This is a genomic window from uncultured Corynebacterium sp. (assembly GCF_945649885.1).
Lineage (GTDB): Bacteria > Actinomycetota > Actinomycetes > Mycobacteriales > Mycobacteriaceae > Corynebacterium.
In genome coordinates, this window is sequence record NZ_CALZFS010000033.1 from 1 (window position 1) to 24,596 (window position 24,596).

Sequence of the window (24,596 nt, forward strand, 5' to 3'; positions counted from 1 at the left end):
CGACCTGTGGTTCCTGCTCTGGTATGTTCACCGCCAACTCCATGAACTGCCTGACCGAAGCACTTGGCCTCTCCCTCCCGGGCAATGGTTCCACCCTGGCCACCCACGCTGCACGCCACGCCCTGTTCGAAGAAGCCGGCGAGACTGTCGTCAAGCTCTGCGAGCAGTACTACGGCAACGAGGACGAGTCCGCTCTTCCTCGCAGCATCGCCTCCAAGAAGGCCTTCGAGAACGCCATGGCGCTGGATATGGCCATGGGTGGTTCCACCAACACCATCCTGCACATCCTGGCTGCTGCTCAGGAAGGTGAGGTTGACTTCGACCTGGCAGACATTGATGCGCTGTCCAAGCGTGTCCCCTGCCTGTCCAAGGTGGCCCCGAACTCCGATTACCACATGGAAGATGTCCACCGTGCCGGTGGCATCCCCGCACTGCTCGGTGAGCTCAACCGTGGTGGCCTGCTGAACAAGGATGTCCACTCCGTGTTCTCCGATGATCTGCAGTCCTGGCTTGATGAGTGGGATATCCGCTCCGGCAAGGCTTCTGAGAAGGCCATCGATCTCTTCCATGCTGCACCCGGTGGTATCCGCACCACTGAGGCATTCTCCACCAACAACCGTTGGGACACCCTGGACACGGATGCTGAAAACGGCTGCATCCACAGTGTTGAGCATGCCCACACCGTCGATGGTGGCCTGGTGGTCTTGCGCGGCAATATCGCTCCAGATGGTGCCGTGATCAAGTCCGCCGGCATCGATGAGGACGTGTGGAAATTCACCGGCCCGGCACGTGTTGTCGAAAGTCAGGAGGAGGCCGTCTCAGTCATCCTCAACAAGACCATCCAGGCCGGCGATGTCCTAGTCGTGCGCTACGAGGGTCCTTCCGGTGGTCCGGGTATGCAGGAGATGCTGCATCCCACCGCCTTCCTCAAAGGCTCTGGCCTGGGCAAGAAGTGTGCCCTGATCACCGATGGTCGTTTCTCCGGTGGTTCCTCCGGACTGTCCATCGGCCACGTCTCCCCGGAGGCTGCACACGGTGGTGTGATCGGTCTGGTGGAGGACGGCGACATCATCACCATCGACATCCACAACCGCGTCCTCGAACTTGAGGTTCCAGCTGAGGAGATCGAGCGTCGTCGCGCTGCTGAAGAGGCTTCTGAAAAGCCTTGGAAGCCGAAGAACCGCCAGCGTGTGGTGTCCAAGGCTCTGCAGGCCTACGCCAAGATGGCCACCTCCGCTGATAAGGGCGCAGTCCGCCAGGTCGACTAATCCCCTTTGAGACAAGCAGAAACTCCCGGCAGCTTTTCACAGCTGCCGGGAGTTTTCGCTTGATTCTAAGTTGTTAAGGCTGGGCCAGGAAACCTGATCCGAAGGGGTTGACACTGGCACCGAACCACCAGAGGACAACCGCCAGGGCGATGCCGATGATCACGAAGATCCAGGAGGACACCAGCGGGCGTCGTGCCCAACTGCGTCCTGCATCCAGGGAGATCCTGCCCGGGCCGGTGAACTGCAGTCCGATGACCACGAGGGTGAGGATGATGGCCAGCATGATCGGCTCGCCGAGTTCACCCCAGCCGCCCTCATGGACGTTGATCTGGTGCAGCGCAGTGAAGGAGGTGGCCACTGTAGCTACGGCGGCAGCAACGGGGGTCATGAGTCCCAGCAGCAGGAAGACGCCTGCGGCCAGTTCCAGGGATGGCAGCAGGATGGCCAGTACTTCTGGCCACTGGTATCCGGAGAACTCAGATTCCAGGCCGGACAGGCCCTGGGAGCCACCGAGGTTGAAGAAGGTGAAGACACCGCGGATGATCAGGTAGATACCAATGGTTGCGCGGATGATCAGCAGGCCGAAGTCCAGGGTGCCACGGCGCGTGTCAGCGATGACGTCGACCTGCTCTTCCGCCAGGACCGGCTGCTCTGCCACAGCTGAGGCGGGCACGGCCGTGGCGGCAAAGTCGGTGTCGCCATAATCGACCTGCTGTGGTTCCCGGTCAAGCTGGCGGGTCGGCTGGGCTGGAGGAGGTGGCACCTCCTGCGGTGGCGCGGACTGGCTGAAGGGGCGTGGGGTCACTGTGGTCGGTGCGTCAGAGGCCAGGGAGCCGCTTGGCGACGTCCCTGTGGGGCGTTCGAAGGCAGTGGTTGCATTGTCGGTGGCTGCTGGCCCCCTGTAGGTCGGGATAACCGAGTCATCGTCAAGATCACTGAGATCTGCAGAGTTCACCGGCCGGGCTTTGCTGGCCGGACTGGCCCCGGATCCCGGTCGGGAAGTGGAGTTCTCGGCAGCGTTGTCAACCGAGTCACGGTTTGGGTCGGTGTTGCGCGATTTGTCAGTCATGCTGCCAGAATATGCGATCTTGGGCATTGAGGCAGCGAACCAAACCGGCGTGCCGGATAAGGTGACCGAGCTGTTATGCGGGGCAGGTGTCCAACTGATCGGAGAGTGCATCGACTTCTGCCTGCGTCACCCATATGTCATAGCGATCCTTGACGGTGATGATGGTCTTGGCATAGTCGCATCGGAAGGCCCTGTTCGGGGGCAACCAGGTGGCTGCATCACCAGCACCCTTCTGACTGTTGAGGCTTCCCTTGACCGCAATGAGGTTGTCTGGATCATTGGCGAAGTTCTTGCGGGTCTGTTCATCCCATTGTTGGGCACCCTTCTGCCAGGCGTCGGCAAGCGGGACCACGTGGTCTATCTGGACTGCCCCTGAGGTGGACTGACCACGCACGAACTTGATGCTCTCGCCGGAGAAGGGATCTTCCAGGGTGCCCTTCTCAATGAGGCAGTCGCGGGTTCCTTCACGCACCTGCAGGGCACTGAGATCACGTCGGAGGATGTCATTGCGGGTGTCGCAACCATTGTTGCCGAATTGCACATCGACACCATCGGTCCAGGCCGTACCGAAGTGGTCACGATCATAACCGGTCATGGGTGCGCGTCCGCGAACCTCGAGTTCAGATAGCGTTGCGCGGTATTCCTCTGCGGTACCAGATAACTTGGAGGTCCCGGTGAATCCACCACCGGGGTTCCCCGGGAGGTCGCCGTTGATGAAATACGCCACTGCGACGATGATTGCCACCACAGTGGTGAGCATTCCTGAGGCAGCTGCCTTGCCTTTGCGTTGACGGCGTTTACGCGGGTCACCCGCCATAGATTTTCGTGTAGCCATGATGATTTTTACTCTATCAACCAGCACTTACACCCGATTCATCAGGGTTCGAATATATGTTCCGTTGGCCAAACCTGCCCACATGCACTAAAGTTGTTGATACATCAACACAAGTTATTGGCAGGGAGACCACCATGAATTCTTCAACCTCAGACAACAAGGACTGGGCCGGAGCGCCCCAGAACGCCTCCTCCGATGGCGAATTTGTCCGCGACACCAACTACATCACCGACCGGATTGTGTCCACAGTCCCCGCCGGTTCCGTGCCGGTAGCGCAGGATGACCAGACCTTCCACTGGCCGGTGGAGGCCGGCCGTTACCGCCTGGTCGCAGCCCGCGCCTGCCCCTGGGCACACCGCACGGTGATCACCCGCCGTCTGCTCGGCCTGGAGGACGTCATCTCCTTAGGACTCACCGGCCCCACCCATGATGTCCGCTCCTGGACCTTTGACCTGGATCCGGGCGAGGTTGACCCGGTCCTGAATATCCCACGCCTGCAGGATGCCTATTTCAACCGCTTCCCTGATTACCCACGCGGTATCACGGTTCCAGCCATCGTGGAAGAAGCTTCCGCGAAGGTGGTCACCAATGATTATCCATCCATCACCATTGACTTCAACCTGGAGTGGAAACAGTTCCACCGTGATGGTGCGCCTGAGCTCTACCCCGAGCACCTGCGCGAGGAGATGGAACCCGTGATGAAGCGTATTTTCACCGAGGTTAACAATGGCGTCTACCGCACCGGTTTCGCGGGATCCCAGGAAGCCCACAATGAGGCCTATGAGCGACTCTGGGTGGCACTTGACTGGCTTGAGGAGCGTCTTTCCATCCGCCGTTACCTCATGGGTGACCACATCACCGAGGCTGATATCCGCCTCTTCCCCACCCTGGTACGTTTTGATGCTGTCTACTACAGCCACTTCAAGTGCTCACGCAACAAGATCACGGAGATGCCGAACCTGTGGGGATACCTGCGGGATCTATTCCAGACCCCGGGCTTCGGCGACACCACTGATTTCTCCGAGATCAAGGATCACTATTTCATCACCCATGCGGAGATCAACCCCACCCAGATCGTCCCGGTGGGCCCCGACCTCTCCGGATTCATGAGCAAACATGGCCGCGAGGCTCTCGGCGGTTCCCCCTTTGCGGCCGGCACCACCCTGCCAGGGCCGATTCCCGCTGGTGAAGAGGTCAAGAACCCGGAGCCTTTCCAGGTTTAGTTCCGCAGGCCCGAATGGGCCGCATCCACCACGGCGTCTGTGAGTCTGGCGAGCAGCCTTGATTCCAGGCGCCATCGTTGCCAGTACAGCGGGGTGTCCACCACCTGATCATCCAGCTGGATGACATCACCGGCAGCCAGCATCGGAGCAGCCTGCGCTTCGGGCAGCAGCCCCCACCCCAGGCCCAGGCGTATCGCCTCCCCGAACCCTTCTGCAGAGGGCACGATGGATATGCGTCTGCGTCCATGTGGACGTTCCACGCGTCCCTCCAGGTCCTTGTCCTGCAGCACATCCTTGGGACCGAATCTCAGCACCGGCAGCTGTTCCCAGTCCACCACCCCCTCCGAGGTATAACGGTCCCGCAGTGCCGGGGTGGCCACGGACAGGTGCCGCATGGTGCCCAGTTCCACCACCTCACAGCCAGCCACCGGCTCACCTTCCCGGGTGACGGCTCCCAGGACATCACCACGTCTGAGCATGGACAGGGTGTGTGCCTCATCCTCGATCCGCAACTTCAGTGTTGCACCACCCCAGGTGCCCACCTTCGCGAACACGGGTGGGAACCAGGTGGACAGGGAGTCAGCATTGATGGCGATGGTCAGGGGTATCTCCGCCAGGCGTTCCGACAACTGCTGGCGTGTCTCATCCTGCAGCAACGTCATCTTGCGGGCTGCCTGCACGAGCACTTCCCCGGCTTCGGTGGCCACGGCGGGCTGGGTGCGCGATACCAGGACCCTGCCGACGGTCTTCTCCAGCGCCTTGACGCGTTGACTCACCGCCGAGGGTGAAATGGATAGTGCCAGGGAGGCGTTCTCGAAGCTCCCTTCATCGAGGATGGCCAGCAATGTTTCCAGGTGGACAGTGTTCATGAAGCAATTCTAAACCATGTTCAGATCCAATCATTTTACTTAAGTCACTTCTTAGGAGAACATGCAGGACATGGACATCTTCATCACCGGCCTCATGTTGGGGGCCAGTCTCCTCCTGGCCATCGGCCCTCAGAATGTTCTGGTGATCAAACAGGGCGTCAAACGCGAAGGCATCACCGCAGTCATCCTCATCTGTCTGATCTCTGATGTCGCGTTATTCACCCTCGGCACCGTGGGTGTCGGCCTGATTTCTGACACCGCACCCATCATTCTGGACATTCTGCGCTGGTGCGGCATCGCCTACCTACTGTGGTTTGCCGTGATGGCGGCCAAGGACGCGCTCCACGCCCGTGCCGAGGTCACCTTTGTCGAGGAATCCGAGCCCATTGCGGTGGACACCTCTTCCGGAGGCGGCGTGACGACGAAACAACGACGCCGCACACGCAGCGCTGTCACGCAGAAGGTATGGGTCAAGCCCATGCTCATGGCCATCGTGTTGACCTGGCTGAACCCCAACGCCTACCTGGACGCCTTCGTCTTCATCGGTGGCGTGGGTGCCCAGTACGGCGATTCCGGCCGGTGGATCTTCGTGGCCGGAGCCCTGGGGGCCAGCCTGATCTGGTTCCCACTACTCGGCTACGGTGCGGCAGCACTGTCCGGCCCGCTGTCCAGCCCACGGGTGTGGCGGTGGATCAACGTGGGTGTGGCCATCATCCTCACCGCTCTTGCCATCAAACTGATCCTGATGGGTTAGTTCTCCCGGACTTTGGAGCTGGTGGCCGAAGCCCAGATATTCACCCCGGCATCATGTGCGATCTCATCAATGGCATTGAGCTCAGCCGTGGTGAAGGCGATATTGCCCAGGGCATCCAGGTTGGAATCCAACTGTTCCACTGAAGATGCACCAATCAGTGCGGAGGTGACGGTTTCCACGCCGTATTCCCCCTGTTCACGCAGGACCCAGGCCAATGCCATCTGTGCCAGAGACTGGCCGCGTTCCTGGGCGATGTCATTGAGTCGACGCACCATCCCGATATTGTCTTCAGACAACATGCCCTCTGACAGGGATTTGCCCTGGGTGACACGGGATCCTGACGGTATCCCCTCGAGATAACGGTCAGTGAGCAGACCCTGCGCCAGCGGAGAAAAGGCGATCACACCGAGACCATTGTTGGCTGCAGAAGCCAGCAATGATTCCCCATCATCGCCAGGTTCCTCCACCCAGCGGTTGACCAGGGAATAGCTCGGCTGGTGGATGAGTAATGGGCAGCCCTCCTCCGCCATGAATTCTGCCGCCTCCGCGGTCAGTTCCGCACCATAGGAGGAAATGCCTACGTAGAGAGCCTTTCCTGAGGCCACGATGTCACGCAGCGCGTACAGGGTCTCATCCAACGGGGTATCCGGATCTGGACGGTGGTGATAGAAAATATCCACATAGTCCACGCCCAGACGCTTCAGGGACTGATCGAGTGAACTGATCAGGTATTTGCGGGAACCACCAAAACCATAGGGACCCTCCCACATGTCCCAACCTGCCTTGGATGAGATGATCATCTCATCGCGGTGGCGGGAGAAGTCCTCCTTGAGGATCCGTCCGAAGTTCTCCTCCGCGGAGCCTGCCGGCGGACCATAATTGTTGGCCAGGTCAAAGTGGGTGACGCCACGATCAAAAGCCCGGCGGATGATGTCTCGCTGGGTCTGCAGTGGCTTGTCATTACCGAAGTTATGCCACAACCCGAGTGAGATGGCGGGAAGCTTCAGACCGGAATGACCAACGGTGCGGTAATCCATATCGTCATAGCGTGTTGATGCAGGTAGGTATGTCATAAGCACCCATTGTGCTGAAAAGCCATCCACCCTGCCATAAAAAAATGCTCCCTGGAATTCCAGGGAGCATTTTCACAGGCGTTTTTTAAGCGAGCTTCTCAGCGATCAGCTTGTTCACCTGGGCTGGGTCAGCCTTACCACGGGTTGCCTTCATCACGGCACCGACGATGGCGCCGGTGACCTTGGTGTTGCCGGCACGGTACTTCTCGACGATGTCCGGGTTCGCGGCCAGGGCATCATCCACGGCTTTCTCAATGGCGCCATCATCACGTACGACCTCAAGTCCACGTGCTGCGATGACCTCATCAACGTCACCTTCGCCGGCGAGGACACCGTCGACAGCCTGGCGGCCGAGCTTGTTGGTGAGCTTGCCTTCGCTGATCAGCGCGACCACTCGGGCAACGTTGGCCGGGGTGACTGGCAGTGCATCCAGTTCCACACCGGACTCATTGGCCTTCTGTGACAGGTAGGACACCCACCATGCACGGGCTTCATCCGGGGTGGTGCCGGCTTCGACGGTCTCGATGATCAGATCAAGTGCGTTGGCGTTGATCAGATCACGCATCTCCTCCTCGGAGAGCTTCCACTCTTCCTGAATGCGCGCGCGACGGATCCATGGAAGCTCAGGCAGGGTTGCGCGGATTTCTTCAACCCATTCTGCCGGGGCGAAAACCGGTGGCAGATCCGGATCGTTGAAGTAGCGGTAGTCGTCAGCGCTTTCCTTCGGGCGACCCTTGGAGGTCGAACCGTCAGTCTCCTGGTAGTGGCGGGTCTCCTGGTCGATGCTGCCACCGTTGTCCAGAACCTGAGCCTGGCGCTGCATCTCGAAGGTGATGGCCTGTTCAACAGACTTCAGGGAGTTGATATTCTTGGTCTCGGTACGGGTGCCGAACTCCTCTTGGCCAATGGGGCGCAGAGAGAGGTTGGCATCCACACGCATGGAACCCTGGTCCAAGCGTCCATCGGAGACACCGAGTGCCTTGACCAGATCACGCAGTGCGGAGACATAAGCCTTGGCGATCTCCGGTGCGCGTGCACCTGCCCCCTCGATCGGCTTGGTCACGACCTCGATCAGTGGAACACCGGCACGGTTGCAGTCCACCAGGGATGCGGTTGCGCCATGGATACGGCCGGAGGTGCCACCCAGGTGGGTCAGCTTTCCGGTGTCTTCCTCCATGTGTGCGCGCTCGATCTCAACACGCCACTCGGTGCCGTCCTCAAGCTGGACGTCCAGGTAGCCCTCGTAGGCGATAGGCTCGTCATACTGGGAGATCTGGTAGTTCTTCGGCTGGTCCGGGTAGAAGTAGTTCTTGCGGGCAAAGCGGGAAGACTCAGCGATGCTGCAGTTGAGCGCCAGTCCAATCTTGATTGCCCACTCAACGCCCTTGGCGTTCACCACCGGAAGCGCGCCCGGAAGGCCCAGGGATACCGGGTCAACATTGCTGTTGGGTTCTGCACCGAAGTGTGCGGAGGATGCGGAGAACATCTTGGTCTCGGTGCCCAGTTCAACGTGGACTTCGAGGCCCATTACGGGGTCATACTTCTCAAGGACCTCGTCAAAGTCCATCAGATCATAAAAGGCTGCAGTCATGAGTGACTATTCTAGCTGTCCCCCCGCTGAGTTGTCTGCATGGGGGTTGTCTCTGGGATGTCGAGAGCCGGTGCCCTTGCGGGGCACCGGCTCTAAAGGTGGTTGTGGGGGATTTTAGCCGGCGTCGAAAAGCGCTACTTCGCTCGGCAGAGTGGGGACCTGCAGGCGGCGGTGCAGGCGTTCCAGCAGTGTCAGCTTCACAGCTGGCCATTCATCATTGGTGATGGAGTAGATGACGGTGTCACGGACGGTGCCATCAGGATGGATACGGTGTTTGCGCAACACACCGTCCTGTTTGGCACCGAGGCGTTCAATCGCCGTACGGGAGCGATGATTGTGCCAGTTGGTACGGAACTCAACTGCATTGACACCGAGGTCCTCAAATGCGCGTTGCAGTTGGAGGAATTTGACGGATGCGTTGATTCCGGTGCCGTGAACGTGGGCTGCCATCCATGTGCGGCCGATTTCAAGACGTTTATTGGACTGGTCAAAGGTGTGGAATGAGGTCATACCGACCGCACGTCCGGTCGCGGCGGAGACGATGACCCAAGGGGCACATGATCCGTCACGGTGTTCGGCGATGCGGCGGTCGATTTCCTCCGCCATTCCTTCTGGTGTGGGTAGAGCGACGAACCAATGGCGCCACAATTCTTGTGAGGCGACGGCTTCCTGGAGATCCCCCGTCCACTGATGTGCCAGTGGTTCGAGAATCACCGCGTCGTTCGCCAGACGCGGGTTTTCAGCGAAATGCATGAGATGAATATAGTCATAGAATGACCAATTGTCCTATTCTTGACATTCCACCAGCCTGGGACCGTTAAATTCAGTGCTTAAAATGCGACTCCCGCGCGGAAGATGACGTTGGCGAAGGGGGTTGTTTCCCCTGTTCTGATCACGAAGGCACAGTCAGCGATCATGCGCTTTAATTCCTCATGCATGACCGCTTCCTGAGGCCCCGGGATCATCTCCCTGACCACCTCTGGTGTCTCCAGGGCTATCACGGCACCTTCCACCACCACCTCATCCAGCACTGCCGAGAGTGTTTGCGAAAAGCTCGGTACTCCGAACACCAGTGAGAGATCGATGACATCCACATGTTCTGGGATGGGCAGTCCACAGTCTGCAACCGCCCAGGTGTCAGTGTGGCCCAGTCGCGCAATGGCGTAATTGAGGTCGGGGTTGAGCAGTCCGGTCTTTTTCATGTCCTTGTTTCTTTCACGGGTTCATGGAAAGCAGAACCCCTGCGCTGCTGAGAGACACAGGGGTTGGCTAAGGGGCGTTTAGCTACTGGTAATCGGCGACATTGTCACTGCTAACGGTGACAACCTCGACTGGAACCTCAGCTTCAGCGTCCTCACCGCGGAGCAGCTTTGCGGCTTCCTCTACTGCGCGGGCACCCAGCTCTTCTGGCTGCTGAGCGATGGTGGCCAGCATGCGGCCGTCTTCCACAGCGGAAAGTCCTTCAGTGGTGCCGTCGAAGCCGACCACGATGACCTCAGTGCCGGCACGGTCTCCGAGAGCTTCGAGTGCACCGAGTGCCATCTCATCGTTCTCAGCGAAGATTGCCTTCACATCAGGGTGTGCCTGGAGCAGGTTGGTGGCCACATCCAGGCCCTGGGTGCGGTCAAAGTTTGCTGGCTGCTTTGCGACGACATTGATACCCTCATGCTTGGCGATCGCTTCTTCAAAACCGGCACCGCGTTCACGGGAGGCAGAGGAACCTGCGATTCCTTGGAGCATGATGATGTCTCCTTCCCCACCGATGGCCTCGGCCAGCGCGTCAGCTGCCTGCGCACCGCCGGCAACGTTGTCAGAGGCAATAAAGGAGGCAACTTCGCCACCGTTGGCAGAGCGGTCCACAGCCACGACAGGGATGTCAGCCTGGTTGAGTGCCTCAACTGCCGGGACGATGGCATCAGAGTCGGTCGGGTTGATGATCACCACATCAGCACCGGTGGTGGCTGCATTGTTGACCTGGTTGGACTGCGTGGCGGCATCATCAGAAGCATCCTGGATATTCAGGGATACACCCAGTTCATCTGCCTTGTCCTGGGCACCGTCGCGCAGCTGCACAAAGAAGGGGTTGCTCTGGGTGGACAGAGCCAGGGTGATGGATCCGGAAGTTTCACCCTCGGCTGCCGTGGTGTCAGAGGACTCACGGTTACAGGCGCTCACGCTGAATGCGAGTGCGAGGGATGTGGTGACCGCAAGTGCCTTGCGGGTGGTGGAACGGAACATGTCAGAGGTGTCCTTTCAAAGGAGGGAAGGGGAAGATTATTTGGTGGTTTTGTTACGGATGACGTCAAAGCCGACAGCTACAGCGATGACCACGCCAATGATGATCTGTTGCCAGAAGGATGAGACCTGGAGGATGTTCAAGCCATTTCTGATCACTGCGAGCAGGATGGCACCGATCAGGGTTCCCGTGGCTTTACCGGAACCGCCTGCCAGGGATGCTCCACCGATGACCACTGCGGCGATGGCATCGAGTTCATAGCCGACACCTGCCTGTGGCTGGGCTGATGACAATCGTCCGGCCATCACCAGACCGGCGAGTGCCGCATAGACACCTGCCAGGCCATAAACCATCACCAGGATGCGTTTGACCGGAAGTCCGGACAGGCGTGCTGCTTCCATGTTGCCGCCGATGGCGTACATGGAACGTCCCAGCACCGTACGGGAGAGAATGAACCAACAGACGATGCCGGCCAGTGCCATCATGAGGATCGGCATCGGAATGCCGAAGTGGTTCTTGCCGAGAGCATTGACTGCCGGGGCCGTCGGGATCGGTGACCCCTGGGAGATCACCAGGGTGATACCACGGGCAATCGACATCATGGCCAGGGTGGCGATGAAGGCGGGCAACTTGCCATAGGCGATGGAGATCCCTGAGATGGCACCGGCCAACAGGCCGATGAGCAAGCCGATGATCAGTGTGGTCCAGCCGGGCAAACCGACTTCCGCAAAGAAATAGGCAGAGGTCATCGCACCCAGTGCCGCAACCGAACCCACCGAGAGGTCAATGCCGGCGGTGACGATGACAAAGGTCATGCCAAAGGCGAGGATCGCCACGGTGGCGGAGTGGACACCGATATTGATCAGGTTGGGCACCGTCAAGAAGTGTGGGGTCGCGATGAACAGGCCGACACACAGTGCGATCAGTCCAACGAGTGCACCGTTATTGAGCATCCACTGCCCGATTTTCTGACCTGTTGAGTTCTTCCTGGCCGTGGCAGTGGTCGGTGCAGAGGGTGCAGGAGATGACTGCATCTCATTCTGCGTGGTGTTCATCGTTCCTCCATTAGTGTTTCTTGCTGTTCCAGGGCTTCTTCGGTGAGGGAATCCTCCACCTGCGACACCGCCAGCGCCATGACATCATCCTGGGTGGTGCCCTTGGCTGGGAGTTCCCCGGCGATCCGTCCGCCGGACATCACCAGGATGCGGTCGACCATGCCAAGCACCTCGGGTAGTTCGGAGGAGACCATGAGGACGGCGCCACCCCGGGCGGTGATCTCGTTGATGATGTTGTAGATCTCCACCTTGGCGCCGACATCGACGCCGCGGGTCGGTTCGTCGAGAAGCAGCACGGTGGATCCGGCCAGGACCCAGCGGCCGAAGACTGCCTTCTGCTGGTTGCCACCGGAGAGATCACGGATGGGTTGCCTGATGTCGGCCATGCGCACGCGGAGTTTTTCAGCGACATCCTCCGCACGTTTCATCTGGCCACGGCGGTCCACCAGCCCGAAGCGGGCGGTGGATGCCAGCGTGGCCATGCCGAGGTTCTCCGCAATCGACGAGTCCAGGACAAGCCCTTGTGCTTTACGGTCCTCCGGTACATGGCCGATACCCGCCCGGATGGCCTCGGCGATATCATTGCCACGCAGGCTCTTCCCGGCCACCGACACGGTGCCGGAATCAACCGGATCAACACCGGCGATGCTGCGCACCACCTCGGTGCGCCCAGCGCCGACAAGCCCTGCTATGCCGACAACCTCGCCGGCACGGACCGTCAGGGAGATATCCGTGAAACGACCCGATGCGGAGAGGTTCTTCACCTCCAGCAACGGTTCACCCAGTTCCGGGATCTGACGGGGATACTGGTTTTCAATGCTGCGCCCCACCATCAGGCGGACCAGTTCATCTTCAGGGGTGGTGGCTGGAACCTCCGCGATGAACTGACCATCACGCAACACGGAGACGCTGTCGGCAATGCGGGCGATCTCATCCAGGTGGTGGGAGATGAAGACCATGCCCACACCCTTGGCCTTGAGTTGGTCAACCACCTTGAACAGCTGGTCGATCTCACGACCGGTCAGCGCGGCGGTGGGCTCATCCAAGATGAGCATGCGGGCATTCATGGATAACGCCTTGGCGATCTCCACCATCTGCTGTCGCGCAATGCCCAGGGTTCCCACCTGGGCATCAAGATCCACATCCACACCGATCAGATCGAGGGCGGCCTGTGCCTGCCTGCGCAGATGACGGAAATTCACCAAGCCGAATTTCCTCGGGGTGCGGCCGAGCATGACATTTTCCGCCACCGTCATGGTGGGGACCAGGTTGAGTTCCTGGTGGATGGTAGCGATACCGTGGGATTCTGCGGTACGGGTATCTGGCAACGGGGTAGGTTTACCGTCGATGAGGATCTGTCCCCCATCAGGCTGGTAGACACCGGACATCATCTTGATCAGTGTGGACTTACCAGCACCGTTTTCCCCCAGCAGTGCCAGGATCCGACCGGGACGCACATCAATGCTGACGCGGTCAATTACATTGACGGGCCCGAAAGACTTGGAGACCCCGTCCAGTTGCAGGATGGGGGCCGGAAGCTTGTCTGCGTGTTCACTCACCATCTTTTATTTCACCCCTCGTGTGTTCTTTCCCGCTGCTTTTGCCTTTTCTCTGGCTGCGACAGACCGTGCCGTAGAGCCGTGGATGTGCAATGTGGTGGGAATGCGGACAGACTTGCGTTCCTTGTCCCCCGCGATGATGCGCTGGAGCAGATCAAAGGCGGTCCTGCCCATATCAGCTACATGCTGGTCAATGATGGTCAGTGGCGGGTTCTGGAGACGGAAGATCGGATTGTCATCAAACCCGATCAACTGCAGGTCCTCACCAATTTTCAGGTCCATTTCATGAATGGCCATCAGTGCACCGATGGTCATCATGGAGTCACCTGCGATGATGGCGTTGGCACCCTGTTCCAGCAGCACCTTCACACCCTCATAACCGGATTCCTGCCGGTAGCCACCGTAGTAGACAGACACCCCGGTGATACCCCGGTTGATGCAGAGATCCTCGAAGGCCCCCAGTCGTTGTCTGCCGGTGGAGGTGTCCTGCGGTCCGGAGAGATATCCCAGGCTGACATCCGCCGCGGTGAGCAGGTCGACCGCTGCGGTCATACCTGGAATCGGATCAGAGGTCACCGATGGCAGATTCGTGTGGTTGAAGGTTCGGTCAGCGAGCACGATGGGTACTCCCCTGCCTGCCAGTTCCTTCGCCTTCTGTTCGGTCTGGAAGTGTGGGACCACGATGATGCCATCGAGCCGTTGATCATCCATGACATCGAGTGTCTGGTTCAGCAGTTCCGGATTCTCCTCACTGTTGGTGAGGATGGTGGAGACTCCTGCGCTGCGGGCCTGTTTCTGCACAGCTGCTGCAAGTGAGGCGAAATAGGGGTTCTCAATGTTAGGGACGATGAGTCCGATGGTGTCGGTCTGTGATTTACGCAGCGCCCTGGCCTGTGCATTGGGCCGGTAGTTCAAACGTTCAGCAGCATCGATGACCCGCTGGCGGGTGGATTCTGGAATGCTCGCATTGTTGGATAGCGCCCGTGAGATCGTACTGACGGACAGCTGCGTAACCTCAGCGATGTCTTTCAGCGTGGTGGCGCGCTTCTTTCCCGCAATAGCGGGCTGTTCTGAGGACACTGGACTGACCACCTTTCTGGAAATTTACCGACAAATTGGTAAATCACACCAAATGCAATCGTTTGCGTTTGGGTATAGCTTGAAACTAGATGATCACCCAACCCGCCGTCAAGTAGTTCAGGTCACATTATTTTCCTATTCCCTACCAGGACATAGAAGAACCCGGCTCCATGATGTGGATCCGGGTTACTGAGCTGGTGTTTTGCGTATTTTTAGCCGAACATGGCCTGTGCGGTCACCCAACGCTCCTTGGGTACCTCCTTGAGGGTGCCCACGGCCTCCTCGAAGCTGATCATCTTGATCCTCTCCCCCTTGAGTGCCACGACTTTGTTGAACTGTCCCTCATGGCAGGCACGTGCCGCACGCACGCCATAGCGGGTGGCGAGCACGCGGTCGAAGGCTGTTGGCGTTCCACCACGCTGGATGTGCCCCAACACCGTGGTACGGACGTCATGGCCTAAACGCCTGTGGATCTCATCAGAGATCTGCTGGCCGATGCCGGTGAAGGTCTTGTGGCCGAACTGGTCCACCTCACCTTCACGCAATTCCATGGTGCCCTCAGCGGGAAGAGCGCCTTCAGCAACGACGATAATGCCGTATTTCTCCCCCATCTGGAAGCGACGTTCCATGCGCTTGCAGATGTCAGAGATGTCGAAGGGCACCTCCGGGATCACCGTGTAGTGGGCACCACCGGCCATGCCGGCATGCAGCGCAATCCAGCCCACATGGCGGCCCATGACCTCCACGATCATGACACGGTTGTGGGACTCAGCGGTGGTGTGGAGTCGGTCGATGGCATCGGTGGCAACAGAGACGGCCGTATCGAAACCGAAGGTGAAGTCAGTGCCGTTGACATCATTGTCAATGGTCTTGGGCACACCGACAACGGGAATACCGTTGTCTGCCAGCCACTTCGCACCCTTGAGGGTGCCCTCGCCGCCGATCGGGATGAGCGCGTCAATGCCCGCGTCCTTGAGATTTGCCTTGACCTGGTCAATGCCCGCCTTGAACTTATCCGGGTGCAGTCGACCGGTACCCAGGATCGTTCCGCCGCGCAGCAGGATACGGTCAATATCCTCGTCGTCATAGAGCTGGACGCGTCGGTCAGCCAGCAGGCCCTCCCAACCGTCCTGATAGCCAACAACTGTGGAACCGAATTCATTGGTGGCGGTTCGGACGATTCCCCTGATGACGGCATTGAGTCCGGGGCAGTCGCCGCCTGACGTGAGAGTGGCAATTCGCATATTCCCCATATTAAACCCATCACAGAGTTAGTGCCCGATCATGGGGTACACATCCACACCTCCTCACACCTGCGGAAACCTGAACAAGGCGTGATCATCTGCAGTTACCCACGGATAAAAAGCCCGAACGGGCATGCGGAGTTGTAGTGCACCTTGGGTGCTTTCACTACACTGGTCGTTATGGAAATGAAACTTAAAAGTGCTGACAAAGTCAGTACCGCCACCGTTATCGCTGCAGGTCTCCTCGGAGGCTGGCTGACCGCCCGCGAATCCGGCATCCGCCCCTTGGGCACCATCCCACTGGTCGCTTCCGGTGCACTGGCGGCACGCAGCTGGAATGAGAAGAAGGGCCCGGCTGTGGCCACCGCACTGCTGGCAACTTATGTGGGAGCTTTCGGACTCTCCCACCCCCTGGCCAAGAAGATCGGCGCCTGGCCTGCGGTACTCACTGTCACCGGTGTTGCCGCAGCAGCTGCCTACGTGGTGTCTGATTCCCAGTAGCTAGGCTTTTCCAGCTGCCGCCTCTTCCGCCTCCATCGCTTCGGAGAACTCGCGCTTGGACCCCTGCCACTGATCTTCAGTCAGACCCAGTCGCCAGTATCCGGAGATGGAGGCATCTTTTTTATCAATGTCACCGTCAACGAAGAGGAAGCGTCGGGTTTCCTTGACCATTTCTGCCACCCCGTGGATGAACCAGGAGGTCTTCTTCTCCGGGTAACCACCTGCACGTACAGCCTCGATGAGCTGGGCGCCGTGCACGGCACCATCGCGTGGCACCCACACCACCTCGATCGAAGGAGTGCTCGGGACGTCGAAAAGCGCTTCCTGGGAGGAAATTTCAATATAAGCCGTGGCTGTGGTGCCCTCTGGCAGGCGCTTGAGCGCCTCCACGATGGCGGGGGCCGCGGCCTCATCGCCGGCGAGGACAAAGTGCCCATAATCGCCCTCCGGCTTCCAGGCACCACCCGGGCCTGAGAATCCGATGGCATCACCGATAGCCGCCTGCTGCGCCCAGGGGCCGGCCAACCCCTCCGCACCATGGGCGACAAAATCGATGTCAAAGGTGCCAGCTACCGTGTCGACGTTGCAAATTGTGTAGGTGCGGGTGACCGGGAGCATCTCGCGTGGCTTGGTTTCGCGGATCTCCGCAAGATCGAAGGGCCAGGAGTAGTCGGCGTTCTCCGGGGCGAAGAGAAGTTTGACGTAGTGGTCGGTGAAGGGCAGCTCAGCGCCGATGATGTCCGGGCAGTCAAAGCTAATGCGGATCAGATCCGGGGAGAGTCGCCTGGTGGCGGTGACCGTTGCCCCCTTGGCTTTCATCACCCTGCGCTTGCGTACTGGCTCTGTCATAAACAGCCTCCTTGATTCCGATATATCGTTACTCGATAGGCTAGCCTACACTACTCCCCTGTCCAGGAAATGAAACAATGCCCGGGATGCTTAAGCATCCCGGGCATCAATTCAGTAAAAACTACTTGCGGCCAGCCTCGAAAGCAGCGCCGACACGGTAGAGACGGTCGTCCTGGAATGCAGGAGCCATGATCTGGAGTCCGGTAGGCAGTCCGGTGTCAGATGCAAGACCTGCAGGCAGGGACATTCCGGCCAGGCCAGCCAGGTTCAGTGGCAGGGTGCACAGGTCGAAGTTGTACATCTCCAGCGGATCGGTGATCTTGTCACCGAGCTTGAACGCGGTGGACGGGGTGGTTGGGGAAACCAGCACATCGACCTTCTCGTAGGCGCGGGCGAAGTCCTGCGCGATGAGAGTACGGACACGCTGTGCCTGCAGGTAGTAAGCATCGTAGTAGCCGACGGACAGTGCGTAGGTGCCCAGGATGATACGACGTTTGACCTCAGGACCGAAGCCCTCTGCACGGGTCAGTGCCATAACCTCATCGGCGGAACGAGTGCCGTCATCGCCGGAGCGCAGGCCATAACGCATGCCATCAAAACGTGCGAGGTTGGAGGAAACCTCACACGGCATGATCAGGTAGTAAGCACCGAGTGCGTCATCGAAGTGCGGGCAGTCAACCTCAACGATCTCTGCACCCTGTGAACGCATCTGCTCAACAGAAGCATGGAAGGCCTCGAGCACGCCAGGCTGGTAGCCCTCGCGGTCGAACTGCTTGACCACACCGACGCGAACACCCTTGAGGTCGCCGTTGGCACCTTCGCGTGCTGCTGCCACAACGGGAGCAACAGGCTTGTTCACGCTGGTGGCGTCAAAGGTGTCGTGTCCAGCGATGACCTCGTGCAAGAGCGCCGCATCCAGCACGGTGCGTGCTGTCGGGCCCACCTGGTCCAGGGAGGAGGCGCAGGCGATCAGGCCATAGCGGGAGACGGTGCCGTAGGTCGGCTTGACGCCCACGGTGTTGGTCAGTGCTGCCGGCTGGCGGATGGAACCACCGGTGTCAGTACCGATGGCCAGGGGTGCCTCACCGGAGGCAAGTGCTGCAGAGGAACCGCCGCCGGATCCACCTGCGGTGCGCTCCAGGTCCCATGGGTTGTGGGTAGCACCATAAGCGGAGTTCTCCGTGGAGGAACCCATGGCGAACTCATCCATGTTGGTCTTGCCCAGGATCGGGATGCCAGCCTCACGCAGCTTGCGGGTGACGGTGGCGTCATAAGGGCTCATGTAGCCCTCGAGGATCTTGGATGCGGCGGTGGTCGGTGCATCGGTGGTGACCAGTGCATCCTTCAGCGCCAGTGGGACACCAGCCAGTGCTGATGCCGGTGCTTCGCCGGCGGCCAGCTTCTCATCAACAGCATCGGCGGCAGCCAGGGCTGCTTCTTCACCGACGTGTAGGAAGGCGTTGATGTCACCGTCGACGGCAGCGATGCGGTCGAGGTGGGCCTGCGTGACCTCACGGGAAGTGACCTCACGGGAGTGGATCAGACCAGCGAGTTCAGCTGCGGTCTTCTTGGTCAGCTCAATGTCAGAGCTTTCAACCAGGTACTTGTTGCTCATAATAATTAGTCGCCCTCACCCAGAATCTGCGGAACCATGAAACGCCCATCCTCGACGGCCGGAGCCTGGTCGAGAGCCTGTTCGGGGTTCAGGGTCTTCTTGACAACATCCTCACGCATGGTGGTCGTGATGCTGTGCGGGTGGCTCATCGGCTCGACCCCTTCAACATCAACATTCTGCACGGCGGAAACGTATCCGACGATGTCATCGATCTGTCCGGCGAACTGCTTCAGCTCCTCTTCGCTGAGCGCCAGTCGGGCCAGTTTGGCAAGGTGAGCGACCTGGTCGCGCGAAATCTCAGGCACTTGGTTTCTGATCCTCTTCGCTAGTCACAATGGGGGTTGATAAAAGTTACATACGCCCGCTGATGACGAGGTACTGACACAGCAGGCGCAACTGTTGGTTCATCTTACTGCACAGAGCGGACTTGGAACTGCGAGGGTTGGAGTGTGCCGGGGATTTGAGCCTGAAGCTGCAAGTACGGTGGTACTGTCAAATGGAAGAATGTGGGGTGACTAACATCTCCGCATGCATCTTCACTTATTTTTCTCTGTCCAGACTGAAACCTATTTGAAAGTAAAGGAAGCGATCCCCTGATGTCTTTCCTGATCCGCGTCCTGTTGTCCGACACCCCAGGCAGCCTGGCGCTTCTTGCTGAAGCTCTGGGACTGGTGGAGGCCAACATTCAATCCGTGGACGTGGTGGAGCGCTTCCCCAACGGGACCGTGATGGATGACTTCGTGGTCTCCATCCCCAAGCATGTCATGGCAGACACCCTCATCACCGCCGCTGAGGAGGTCGAGGGCGTTCAGGTTGATTCCATCCGCCCCTTCTCCGGAACAGTTGACCGTCGCGGTCAGATCGAGATGCTCGCAGCGGTTGCCGGCAGCAAGCGGAACGTGGACAAGGCCATGGAGGCCATGGTCAACGTCATCCCCCGCACCATGACCTCCGGCTGGGCCATGGTCATTGACACCTCAGACCCGGTCCGTCGGGTGGCAGCCTCCCAGGCCGCACCGGAAGATGATGGCACCGTTCCTCAGAATATTGCCCTGGAGACAGCCCGCATGCTCCTCCCGGAGCGCGAAGACTGGATTCCGGAGAGCTGGGCCCTGTTGGATTCATCCCTAGCCATTGCACCACTGGGCAAGACCGGCCTGGCGTTGATCATCGGACGCCCGGGTGGTCCGGACTTCCTGGCCAGTGAGGTTCAGCACCTAGGCGATCTCGGCTCCATCGTCGGGGCGATCATCTCTTAACCAGCTTTAACTAAAGAAAATGACCTGTGAGAGGAAGTTTCTCCCACAGGTCATTTTCCATGAACCACAAAGCCGGCCGTTATTGCAGTTCCCCGGCAAGCAGCTGGACAAAGCCCTCCTCATCCAGAATCGTCAGTCCCAGTTCCTCAGCCTTGGTGGCCTTGGAACCTGCATTTTCACCCACCACCACGTAGTCGGTCTTCTTGGATACCGATCCGGATGCCTTGCCGCCGCGGGAGATGATGGCTTCCTTCACTGAATCACGGGTGAAGCCTTCCAAACCGCCGGTGACCACGATGGTCAGGCCCTCCAGAGTCTGCTCCAGCTGTTCGGTTTCCTCATCTTCCATGGCCACCCCGGCAGCAGCCCAGGCGTTCACGATGTTGGTGTGCCATTCCTCCTCGAACCAGTCCTTAAAGGATTGGGCGATGATCATGCCCACACCGTCGGTTTCCGCAAGTTCTTCCACGGGGGCGTCGATGAGCTTCTGCATGGAGCCGTAGCGGCCGGCCAGCGCGCGGGCTGCGGTGGGGCCGACGTGGCGGATGGACAAGCCGACGATCACACGCCACAGGTCGGTGTTTTTGCGCTGCTCGAGGTTGGCCAGCAGCTTCTTGCCTGAGGCATTCACCTTGCCGGCCTTGGTGGTGTAAACATCGGACTTGAGCAGGTCATCTTCAGTGAGATCGAAAAGACCTGCTTCATCGATGAGGATCTCATTGCGGATCAGATCCTGCGCACCCTTCTCCCCCAGCGCCTCAATATCAAAGCCGCCACGGCCTGCCAGGTAGGTCAGGCGGGTGGACAGCTGGCCGGGGCAGGTGCGCGCATTCGGACAACGCCAGTCAATGTCATCAGCCTTCGCCGGTGCCAACGTGGTGCCACATTCCGGGCAGTGCTCAGGGAAGACGAATTCGGTCTCCGTGCCATCACGCATTTCGACGACCGGTCCGAGCACCTCCGGGATCACCTCGCCGGCCTTGCGGATGACCACGGTGTCACCGATGAGCACGCCCTTGCGCTTGACCTCACTCTGATTGTGCAGGGTGGCCATAGCGACGGTGGATCCCGCCACGAATACCGGTTCCATGACTGCGTACGGGGTCACGCGTCCGGTACGTCCCACGCCGACCTGAATGTCCAGCAGCTTGGTGGTGACCTCCTCCGGCGGGTACTTGTAGGCGATCGCCCAACGTGGTGCGCGGCTGGTGGAGCCCAGTGCACGCTGCGAGGCCATATCGTCAACCTTGATCACCAGACCGTCCATCTCATGGGTGGCGGCATGGCGGTGGTCAGCCCAGTAGAGGACCTTCTCGACGACGCCGTCAGCGGTGTCCACTGCCTCCGTGTACTGCGAGGTCGGCAGACCCCAGGCGGCTAGGGCCAGGTAGGCATCATGCTGGGAAGTAGGCGCAAAGCCCTCGCTGTAGCCGATGCCGTGGCTGATCATCCGCAGACGACGCTTCTTCACAGCTTCAGTGTTCTTCTGGCGTAGGGAACCAGCTGCGGCATTACGGGGATTGGCAAAAGGCTTGCCACCATCCTCGATGCGCTGGGCATTGACCTCACTGAAATCTTCAATGGCGATGAACACCTCACCACGGATCTCCAGGACCGCAGGCAATGGGTACTCCTCAGTGGCGGTCAATTCATGGGGAATGTCTTCCACTACGCGCGCATTGGCGGTGATGTCCTCACCAATGCGACCATCACCACGGGTGGCTGCACGATCAAGCTTTCCATCGCGGTAAACCAGGTCAATGGACAGACCATCAATTTTAAGTTCGGTGAGATAGCGCTTAGCCGGGGTGCGTTCCAACCAGTCCCGCAGCTCCGCCTCATCAAAGACATTGTCCAGGCTGAGCATGCGTTCCAGGTGTTCAACATTGTCAAAGCTGGACTGCTCTGCAATGGGTGCTCCCACCTCCTTGGTGGGACTGTCCGGTACAGCAAGCTCCGGATACTTCTCCTCCATGTCCTGGAGTTCTCTGAAGAGGGCATCAAAGTCAGCATCGGGAATTTCAGGCTGCTGGTTGTAGTAGAGGTCACGGTGGTACCGGACCTTCTCCGCCAGTTCGTTCCAGGTCCTGCGCAGTTGGGCATTATCGTCAGTCACGCATCCCGATTCTAGATGGTTGGAGTTTTGACCGGGTGGGGGCACCCGGTGTCCGGTGCGTTGGTTAGTGTTGGTGCCATGAACGCCATCGTGAACCTCCCCACTAATTTCGACCCCACCAACATGCTCTCCTTCGACCTGGAGACCACCACCGCCAACCCCTTTGAAGCCCGCATCGTCACCTCCGCGATGGTCACCATCACCAAGTCAGGTGCTGATCCTCTGGAGCTGCTTGCCGATCCCGGCGTGGAAATCCCAGAAGGTGCCACCGCAGTGCATGGCATCACCACCGAACATGCCCGCGAGCACGGCCAGCCCCATGAGGAGGTGTTGGCAGAAACCATCAAGCGCATCCGTGAGGGCTGGAGCAAGGGTCAAGCTCTCATCGTTTATAACGCACCCTATGACCTGACTGTCCTGCGGAATCTCTTCAGTGATTTCACCGTTGACGGCCTGGTTTATGATCCCTTCGCCATTGACAAGATCAAGGATCCCTACCGCAAGGGCAAGCGCACCCTCACCGATGTGTGCGCACATTATGAAGTCCAGCTGGGCAATGCCCACGAAGCCACCTCCGATGCACTGGCTGCCGCCCGCATCGCCTGGAAGCAGGTCCGTGTCTGGCCCGAGTTGGCACAGATGAGCGGTGAGGAACTCATGGAGATGCAGGCTGTGGGCTACTACGAAAAGCAGATCAGTTTCCGCAATTACCTCCAGGGCCAGGGCAAGGACGGATCCACCGTCAACACCTCCTGGCCGGTGCAGTCCCACTAGGTTTTACATAGTCGCGCACCGTCAGAATCCAAGAAATCTGAGGTGCGCGACTTTTTAGCATCTAAGTGGAAGAATGGCTGATCGTGTCCAAGGAAAGAGAACTCGAGAACAAGCAGCGGTCAAGAACAAGCCGGGAGTATCCCACCATGCCTCTTCCTGAGAAGGAAGCCTGGCCGGCGCTGATCGCCCTGTGCGTTGGGTTCTTCATGATCCTGCTGGATCAGACCATCGTTGCTGTTTCCACACCTGCTCTCCAGGAGGACATGGGGGCCAGCTACAACGAAGTCATCTGGGTGACCTCCATCTACCTGCTGACCTTTGCTGTTCCGCTACTGATCTCTGGACGCCTGGGGGATAAATTCGGGCCGAAGAACGTCTATGCGGTGGGTATGATCATCTTCACGCTCAGCTCCTTGGCCTGTGGCCTGGCCCCTGACATGATGACCCTGATCATCGCCCGTGGTGTGCAGGGCTTTGGCGCAGCCCTGCTGACCCCTCAGACGATGTCCACTGTCAACCGTATCTTCCCCATCGAACGCCGAGGTGCCGCACTCGGCGTCTGGGGCACCACGGCTGGTCTGGCTGCACTGACCGGTCCGATCCTGGGTGGTGTGATCACTGAAACCTGGGGTTGGCAATGGGTGTTCTACATCAACCTGCCCATCGGTGTCATCTCCGTTCTGGCCGTGTTGAAATATGTTCCCACCTTCCCACCACACACCCGTCCCCTGGACCCTTTGTCCATGGTGTTGTCCGCAGGTGCCGTGTTCCTCCTGGTCTTTGGCCTCCAGCAGGGTGAGGTCATGGGGTGGGCCATCTGGATCTGGGTCATGATCGTGGCGGCCTTCACCATGGCTTTCTGGTTCATCCGCCAGCAGGCGCGACTGTCCGCAGCTGGGTCTGATCCCCTGATCCCCTTGGATATCTTCCGGATCAAGAACTTCTCCCTGGGTAATATCAGCATCGTGGCGATGGGTTTCACCGTGGCCGGTACTCCCCTGCCGATCATGCTGTACTTCCAGCAGGTACACGGCATGGGGCCCATGCAGGCGGGTTTCATGATGATCCCGCAGGCACTGGTGGCAGCGCTGCTCTCACCATCCATCGGCAAGCTGGTGGATAAGCGCAACCCGAACTCCATGGCGGCACTGGGCTTTGCCATCACTTCCCTCTCCATCCTGGGCCTGTCACTGATGATGATCTTCACCGCTCCGATCTGGTCTGCCCTGGTGGCCATGTTTTTCCTGGGTGTGGGTAACAGTCTGATCTGGGCCCCGAACTCCACCTCCACCATGCGTGACCTGCCAATGCGGTTCATGGGAGCCGGATCTGGTGTGTACAACACCACCCGACAGCTGGGGTCTGTGATGGGAGCTGCCGCCATCGGTGCTGTGCTGCAGATACGACTGGCTGCAGGCGATGAGGGCGCAGCCTTCGGCCAGTCACTGTTATTGGCTACCGGCATTCTCATCATCGGTGTGGTCGCATCACTATTGGCAGACAATGCCTCCCCTGAGGCCACGAAGCAGCGCATCGCAGATCGCGGGCAGCACTGACCGACCCTTGTGGGGAGGGTTCCCCCGCCGGTGGTACCGGCTGACGCATCACACTAGAAGGGTGGTTCAT

At 59.3% G+C, this 24,596-nt stretch carries 23 protein-coding genes; 7 read left to right on the plus strand and 16 right to left on the minus strand.

Annotation, left to right across the window (positions count from 1 at the left end):
• A partial coding sequence (gene ilvD, locus Q0M74_RS05315; RefSeq protein ID WP_293952177.1) for a dihydroxy-acid dehydratase occupies window positions 1-1,268 on the plus strand: 1,268 nt, incomplete at its 5' end.
• Between the two features lie 73 nt (window positions 1,269-1,341).
• On the opposite strand, the gene Q0M74_RS05320 is transcribed toward ilvD, so the two are convergent.
• Window positions 1,342-2,337: a DoxX family protein gene (locus tag Q0M74_RS05320; protein WP_293952178.1), complete on the minus strand. Its 996-nt coding sequence runs from the start codon at window positions 2,335-2,337 to the stop codon at window positions 1,342-1,344.
• Window positions 2,338-2,410: 73 nt separating this feature from the next.
• Window positions 2,411-3,172 (minus strand): HNH endonuclease family protein, encoded by a 762-nt coding sequence (locus Q0M74_RS05325; RefSeq protein WP_293952179.1) that lies wholly within the window; start codon window positions 3,170-3,172, stop codon window positions 2,411-2,413.
• Window positions 3,173-3,306: 134 nt separating this feature from the next.
• Between Q0M74_RS05325 and Q0M74_RS05330 the strand changes: the two genes are divergently transcribed.
• Window positions 3,307-4,395 carry a glutathione S-transferase family protein gene (locus Q0M74_RS05330; protein ID WP_293952180.1) on the plus strand — a complete coding sequence of 363 codons (1,089 nt, stop codon included), beginning with the start codon at window positions 3,307-3,309 and terminating at the stop codon, window positions 4,393-4,395.
• Here the strand turns inward: Q0M74_RS05330 and Q0M74_RS05335 are convergent.
• A complete protein-coding gene (locus tag Q0M74_RS05335; protein WP_293952181.1) occupies window positions 4,392-5,264 on the minus strand; it encodes a LysR family transcriptional regulator ArgP in 873 nt (290 codons plus the stop codon). The two genes, Q0M74_RS05330 and Q0M74_RS05335, sit on opposite strands and share 4 nt — an antisense overlap.
• Before the next feature lie 61 nt (window positions 5,265-5,325).
• Here Q0M74_RS05335 and lysE point away from each other — a divergent pair, with 61 nt between their 5' ends.
• Window positions 5,326-6,018, plus strand: a complete 693-nt coding sequence (lysE, locus tag Q0M74_RS05340) for an L-lysine exporter (protein ID WP_293952182.1) — start codon at window positions 5,326-5,328, stop codon at window positions 6,016-6,018.
• Here lysE and mgrA read toward each other — a convergent pair.
• The 9 genes from mgrA to Q0M74_RS05385 form a co-directional block, all read right to left on the minus strand.
• On the minus strand, window positions 6,015-7,091 hold the full coding sequence (gene mgrA / locus Q0M74_RS05345; protein WP_293952184.1) for an L-glyceraldehyde 3-phosphate reductase: 1,077 nt from the start codon (window positions 7,089-7,091) through the stop codon (window positions 6,015-6,017). The genes lysE and mgrA overlap by 4 nt on opposite strands.
• Before the next feature lie 85 nt (window positions 7,092-7,176).
• On the minus strand, window positions 7,177-8,682 hold the full coding sequence (gene gatB / locus Q0M74_RS05350; RefSeq protein WP_293952187.1) for an Asp-tRNA(Asn)/Glu-tRNA(Gln) amidotransferase subunit GatB: 1,506 nt from the start codon (window positions 8,680-8,682) through the stop codon (window positions 7,177-7,179).
• Between the two features lie 114 nt (window positions 8,683-8,796).
• On the minus strand, window positions 8,797-9,435 hold the full coding sequence (locus Q0M74_RS05355) for a GNAT family N-acetyltransferase (protein WP_293952189.1): 639 nt from the start codon (window positions 9,433-9,435) through the stop codon (window positions 8,797-8,799).
• Window positions 9,436-9,512: 77 nt separating this feature from the next.
• A complete protein-coding gene (rbsD, locus tag Q0M74_RS05360) occupies window positions 9,513-9,884 on the minus strand; it encodes a D-ribose pyranase (protein WP_293952191.1) in 372 nt (123 codons plus the stop codon).
• 82 nt (window positions 9,885-9,966) lie between these two features.
• Complete coding sequence (locus tag Q0M74_RS05365; protein WP_293952193.1) at window positions 9,967-10,920, minus strand: D-ribose ABC transporter substrate-binding protein; 954 nt, start codon at window positions 10,918-10,920, stop codon at window positions 9,967-9,969.
• A 36-nt stretch (window positions 10,921-10,956) separates the two neighbouring features.
• Window positions 10,957-11,871 carry an ABC transporter permease gene (locus Q0M74_RS05370; protein WP_293952215.1) on the minus strand — a complete coding sequence of 305 codons (915 nt, stop codon included), beginning with the start codon at window positions 11,869-11,871 and terminating at the stop codon, window positions 10,957-10,959.
• A 98-nt stretch (window positions 11,872-11,969) separates the two neighbouring features.
• Window positions 11,970-13,535, minus strand: a complete 1,566-nt coding sequence (locus tag Q0M74_RS05375) for a sugar ABC transporter ATP-binding protein (RefSeq protein ID WP_293952195.1) — start codon at window positions 13,533-13,535, stop codon at window positions 11,970-11,972.
• Between the two features lie 3 nt (window positions 13,536-13,538).
• Window positions 13,539-14,612 carry a LacI family DNA-binding transcriptional regulator gene (locus tag Q0M74_RS05380; protein WP_293952197.1) on the minus strand — a complete coding sequence of 358 codons (1,074 nt, stop codon included), beginning with the start codon at window positions 14,610-14,612 and terminating at the stop codon, window positions 13,539-13,541.
• Window positions 14,613-14,824: 212 nt separating this feature from the next.
• Window positions 14,825-15,856: a 6-phosphofructokinase gene (locus Q0M74_RS05385; protein ID WP_293952199.1), complete on the minus strand. Its 1,032-nt coding sequence runs from the start codon at window positions 15,854-15,856 to the stop codon at window positions 14,825-14,827.
• A 180-nt stretch (window positions 15,857-16,036) separates the two neighbouring features.
• On the opposite strand from Q0M74_RS05385, the gene Q0M74_RS05390 reads away from it, so the two are divergent.
• Window positions 16,037-16,357, plus strand: coding sequence for a hypothetical protein (locus Q0M74_RS05390; protein ID WP_293952201.1), 321 nt, complete (start codon window positions 16,037-16,039; stop codon window positions 16,355-16,357).
• Here the strand turns inward: Q0M74_RS05390 and Q0M74_RS05395 are convergent, their stop codons facing one another.
• The 3 genes from Q0M74_RS05395 to gatC form a co-directional block, all read right to left on the minus strand.
• Window positions 16,358-17,206, minus strand: a complete 849-nt coding sequence (locus Q0M74_RS05395) for a siderophore-interacting protein (protein WP_293952203.1) — start codon at window positions 17,204-17,206, stop codon at window positions 16,358-16,360. It abuts the gene before it with no gap.
• A gap of 121 nt (window positions 17,207-17,327) precedes the next feature.
• Window positions 17,328-18,821, minus strand: a complete 1,494-nt coding sequence (gene gatA / locus Q0M74_RS05400; protein WP_293952205.1) for an Asp-tRNA(Asn)/Glu-tRNA(Gln) amidotransferase subunit GatA — start codon at window positions 18,819-18,821, stop codon at window positions 17,328-17,330.
• Between the two features lie 5 nt (window positions 18,822-18,826).
• Window positions 18,827-19,126, minus strand: coding sequence for an Asp-tRNA(Asn)/Glu-tRNA(Gln) amidotransferase subunit GatC (gatC, locus tag Q0M74_RS05405; RefSeq protein WP_293952207.1), 300 nt, complete (start codon window positions 19,124-19,126; stop codon window positions 18,827-18,829).
• Between the two features lie 291 nt (window positions 19,127-19,417).
• On the opposite strand from gatC, the gene Q0M74_RS05410 reads away from it, so the two are divergent.
• Entirely contained in the window at window positions 19,418-20,080 is a 663-nt protein-coding gene (locus Q0M74_RS05410) for an amino acid-binding ACT domain protein (RefSeq protein WP_293952209.1), read from the plus strand.
• 79 nt (window positions 20,081-20,159) lie between these two features.
• On the opposite strand, the gene ligA is transcribed toward Q0M74_RS05410, so the two are convergent.
• Window positions 20,160-22,196: an NAD-dependent DNA ligase LigA gene (gene ligA, locus Q0M74_RS05415; RefSeq protein ID WP_293952211.1), complete on the minus strand. Its 2,037-nt coding sequence runs from the start codon at window positions 22,194-22,196 to the stop codon at window positions 20,160-20,162.
• Window positions 22,197-22,274: 78 nt separating this feature from the next.
• On the opposite strand from ligA, the gene Q0M74_RS05420 reads away from it, so the two are divergent.
• Entirely contained in the window at window positions 22,275-22,970 is a 696-nt protein-coding gene (locus Q0M74_RS05420; protein WP_293952213.1) for a 3'-5' exonuclease, read from the plus strand.
• A gap of 146 nt (window positions 22,971-23,116) precedes the next feature.
• Complete coding sequence (locus Q0M74_RS05425; RefSeq protein WP_293952217.1) at window positions 23,117-24,526, plus strand: DHA2 family efflux MFS transporter permease subunit; 1,410 nt, start codon at window positions 23,117-23,119, stop codon at window positions 24,524-24,526.
• Window positions 24,527-24,596: the final 70 nt, after the last annotated feature.

What these genes read in the sequence shown, in the direction of transcription:
- Q0M74_RS05320 (WP_293952178.1), bottom strand. Translation starts at nt 2,337, where the DNA reads ATGACTGACAAATCGCGCAACACCGACCCAAACCGTGACTCGGTTGAC.
- Q0M74_RS05325 (WP_293952179.1), bottom strand. Translation starts at nt 3,172, where the DNA reads ATGGCTACACGAAAATCTATGGCGGGTGACCCGCGTAAACGCCGTCAA.
- Q0M74_RS05330 (WP_293952180.1), top strand. Translation starts at nt 3,307, where the DNA reads ATGAATTCTTCAACCTCAGACAACAAGGACTGGGCCGGAGCGCCCCAG.
- Q0M74_RS05335 (WP_293952181.1), bottom strand. Translation starts at nt 5,264, where the DNA reads ATGAACACTGTCCACCTGGAAACATTGCTGGCCATCCTCGATGAAGGG.
- lysE (WP_293952182.1), top strand. Translation starts at nt 5,326, where the DNA reads ATGCAGGACATGGACATCTTCATCACCGGCCTCATGTTGGGGGCCAGT.
- mgrA (WP_293952184.1), bottom strand. Translation starts at nt 7,091, where the DNA reads ATGACATACCTACCTGCATCAACACGCTATGACGATATGGATTACCGC.
- gatB (WP_293952187.1), bottom strand. Translation starts at nt 8,682, where the DNA reads ATGACTGCAGCCTTTTATGATCTGATGGACTTTGACGAGGTCCTTGAG.
- Q0M74_RS05355 (WP_293952189.1), bottom strand. Translation starts at nt 9,435, where the DNA reads ATGCATTTCGCTGAAAACCCGCGTCTGGCGAACGACGCGGTGATTCTC.
- rbsD (WP_293952191.1), bottom strand. Translation starts at nt 9,884, where the DNA reads ATGAAAAAGACCGGACTGCTCAACCCCGACCTCAATTACGCCATTGCG.
- Q0M74_RS05365 (WP_293952193.1), bottom strand. Translation starts at nt 10,920, where the DNA reads ATGTTCCGTTCCACCACCCGCAAGGCACTTGCGGTCACCACATCCCTC.
- Q0M74_RS05370 (WP_293952215.1), bottom strand. Translation starts at nt 11,871, where the DNA reads ATGCTCAATAACGGTGCACTCGTTGGACTGATCGCACTGTGTGTCGGC.
- Q0M74_RS05375 (WP_293952195.1), bottom strand. Translation starts at nt 13,535, where the DNA reads ATGGTGAGTGAACACGCAGACAAGCTTCCGGCCCCCATCCTGCAACTG.
- Q0M74_RS05385 (WP_293952199.1), bottom strand. Translation starts at nt 15,856, where the DNA reads ATGCGAATTGCCACTCTCACGTCAGGCGGCGACTGCCCCGGACTCAAT.
- Q0M74_RS05390 (WP_293952201.1), top strand. Translation starts at nt 16,037, where the DNA reads ATGGAAATGAAACTTAAAAGTGCTGACAAAGTCAGTACCGCCACCGTT.
- Q0M74_RS05395 (WP_293952203.1), bottom strand. Translation starts at nt 17,206, where the DNA reads ATGACAGAGCCAGTACGCAAGCGCAGGGTGATGAAAGCCAAGGGGGCA.
- gatA (WP_293952205.1), bottom strand. Translation starts at nt 18,821, where the DNA reads ATGAGCAACAAGTACCTGGTTGAAAGCTCTGACATTGAGCTGACCAAG.
- Q0M74_RS05410 (WP_293952209.1), top strand. Translation starts at nt 19,418, where the DNA reads ATGTCTTTCCTGATCCGCGTCCTGTTGTCCGACACCCCAGGCAGCCTG.
- Q0M74_RS05420 (WP_293952213.1), top strand. Translation starts at nt 22,275, where the DNA reads ATGAACGCCATCGTGAACCTCCCCACTAATTTCGACCCCACCAACATG.
- Q0M74_RS05425 (WP_293952217.1), top strand. Translation starts at nt 23,117, where the DNA reads ATGCCTCTTCCTGAGAAGGAAGCCTGGCCGGCGCTGATCGCCCTGTGC.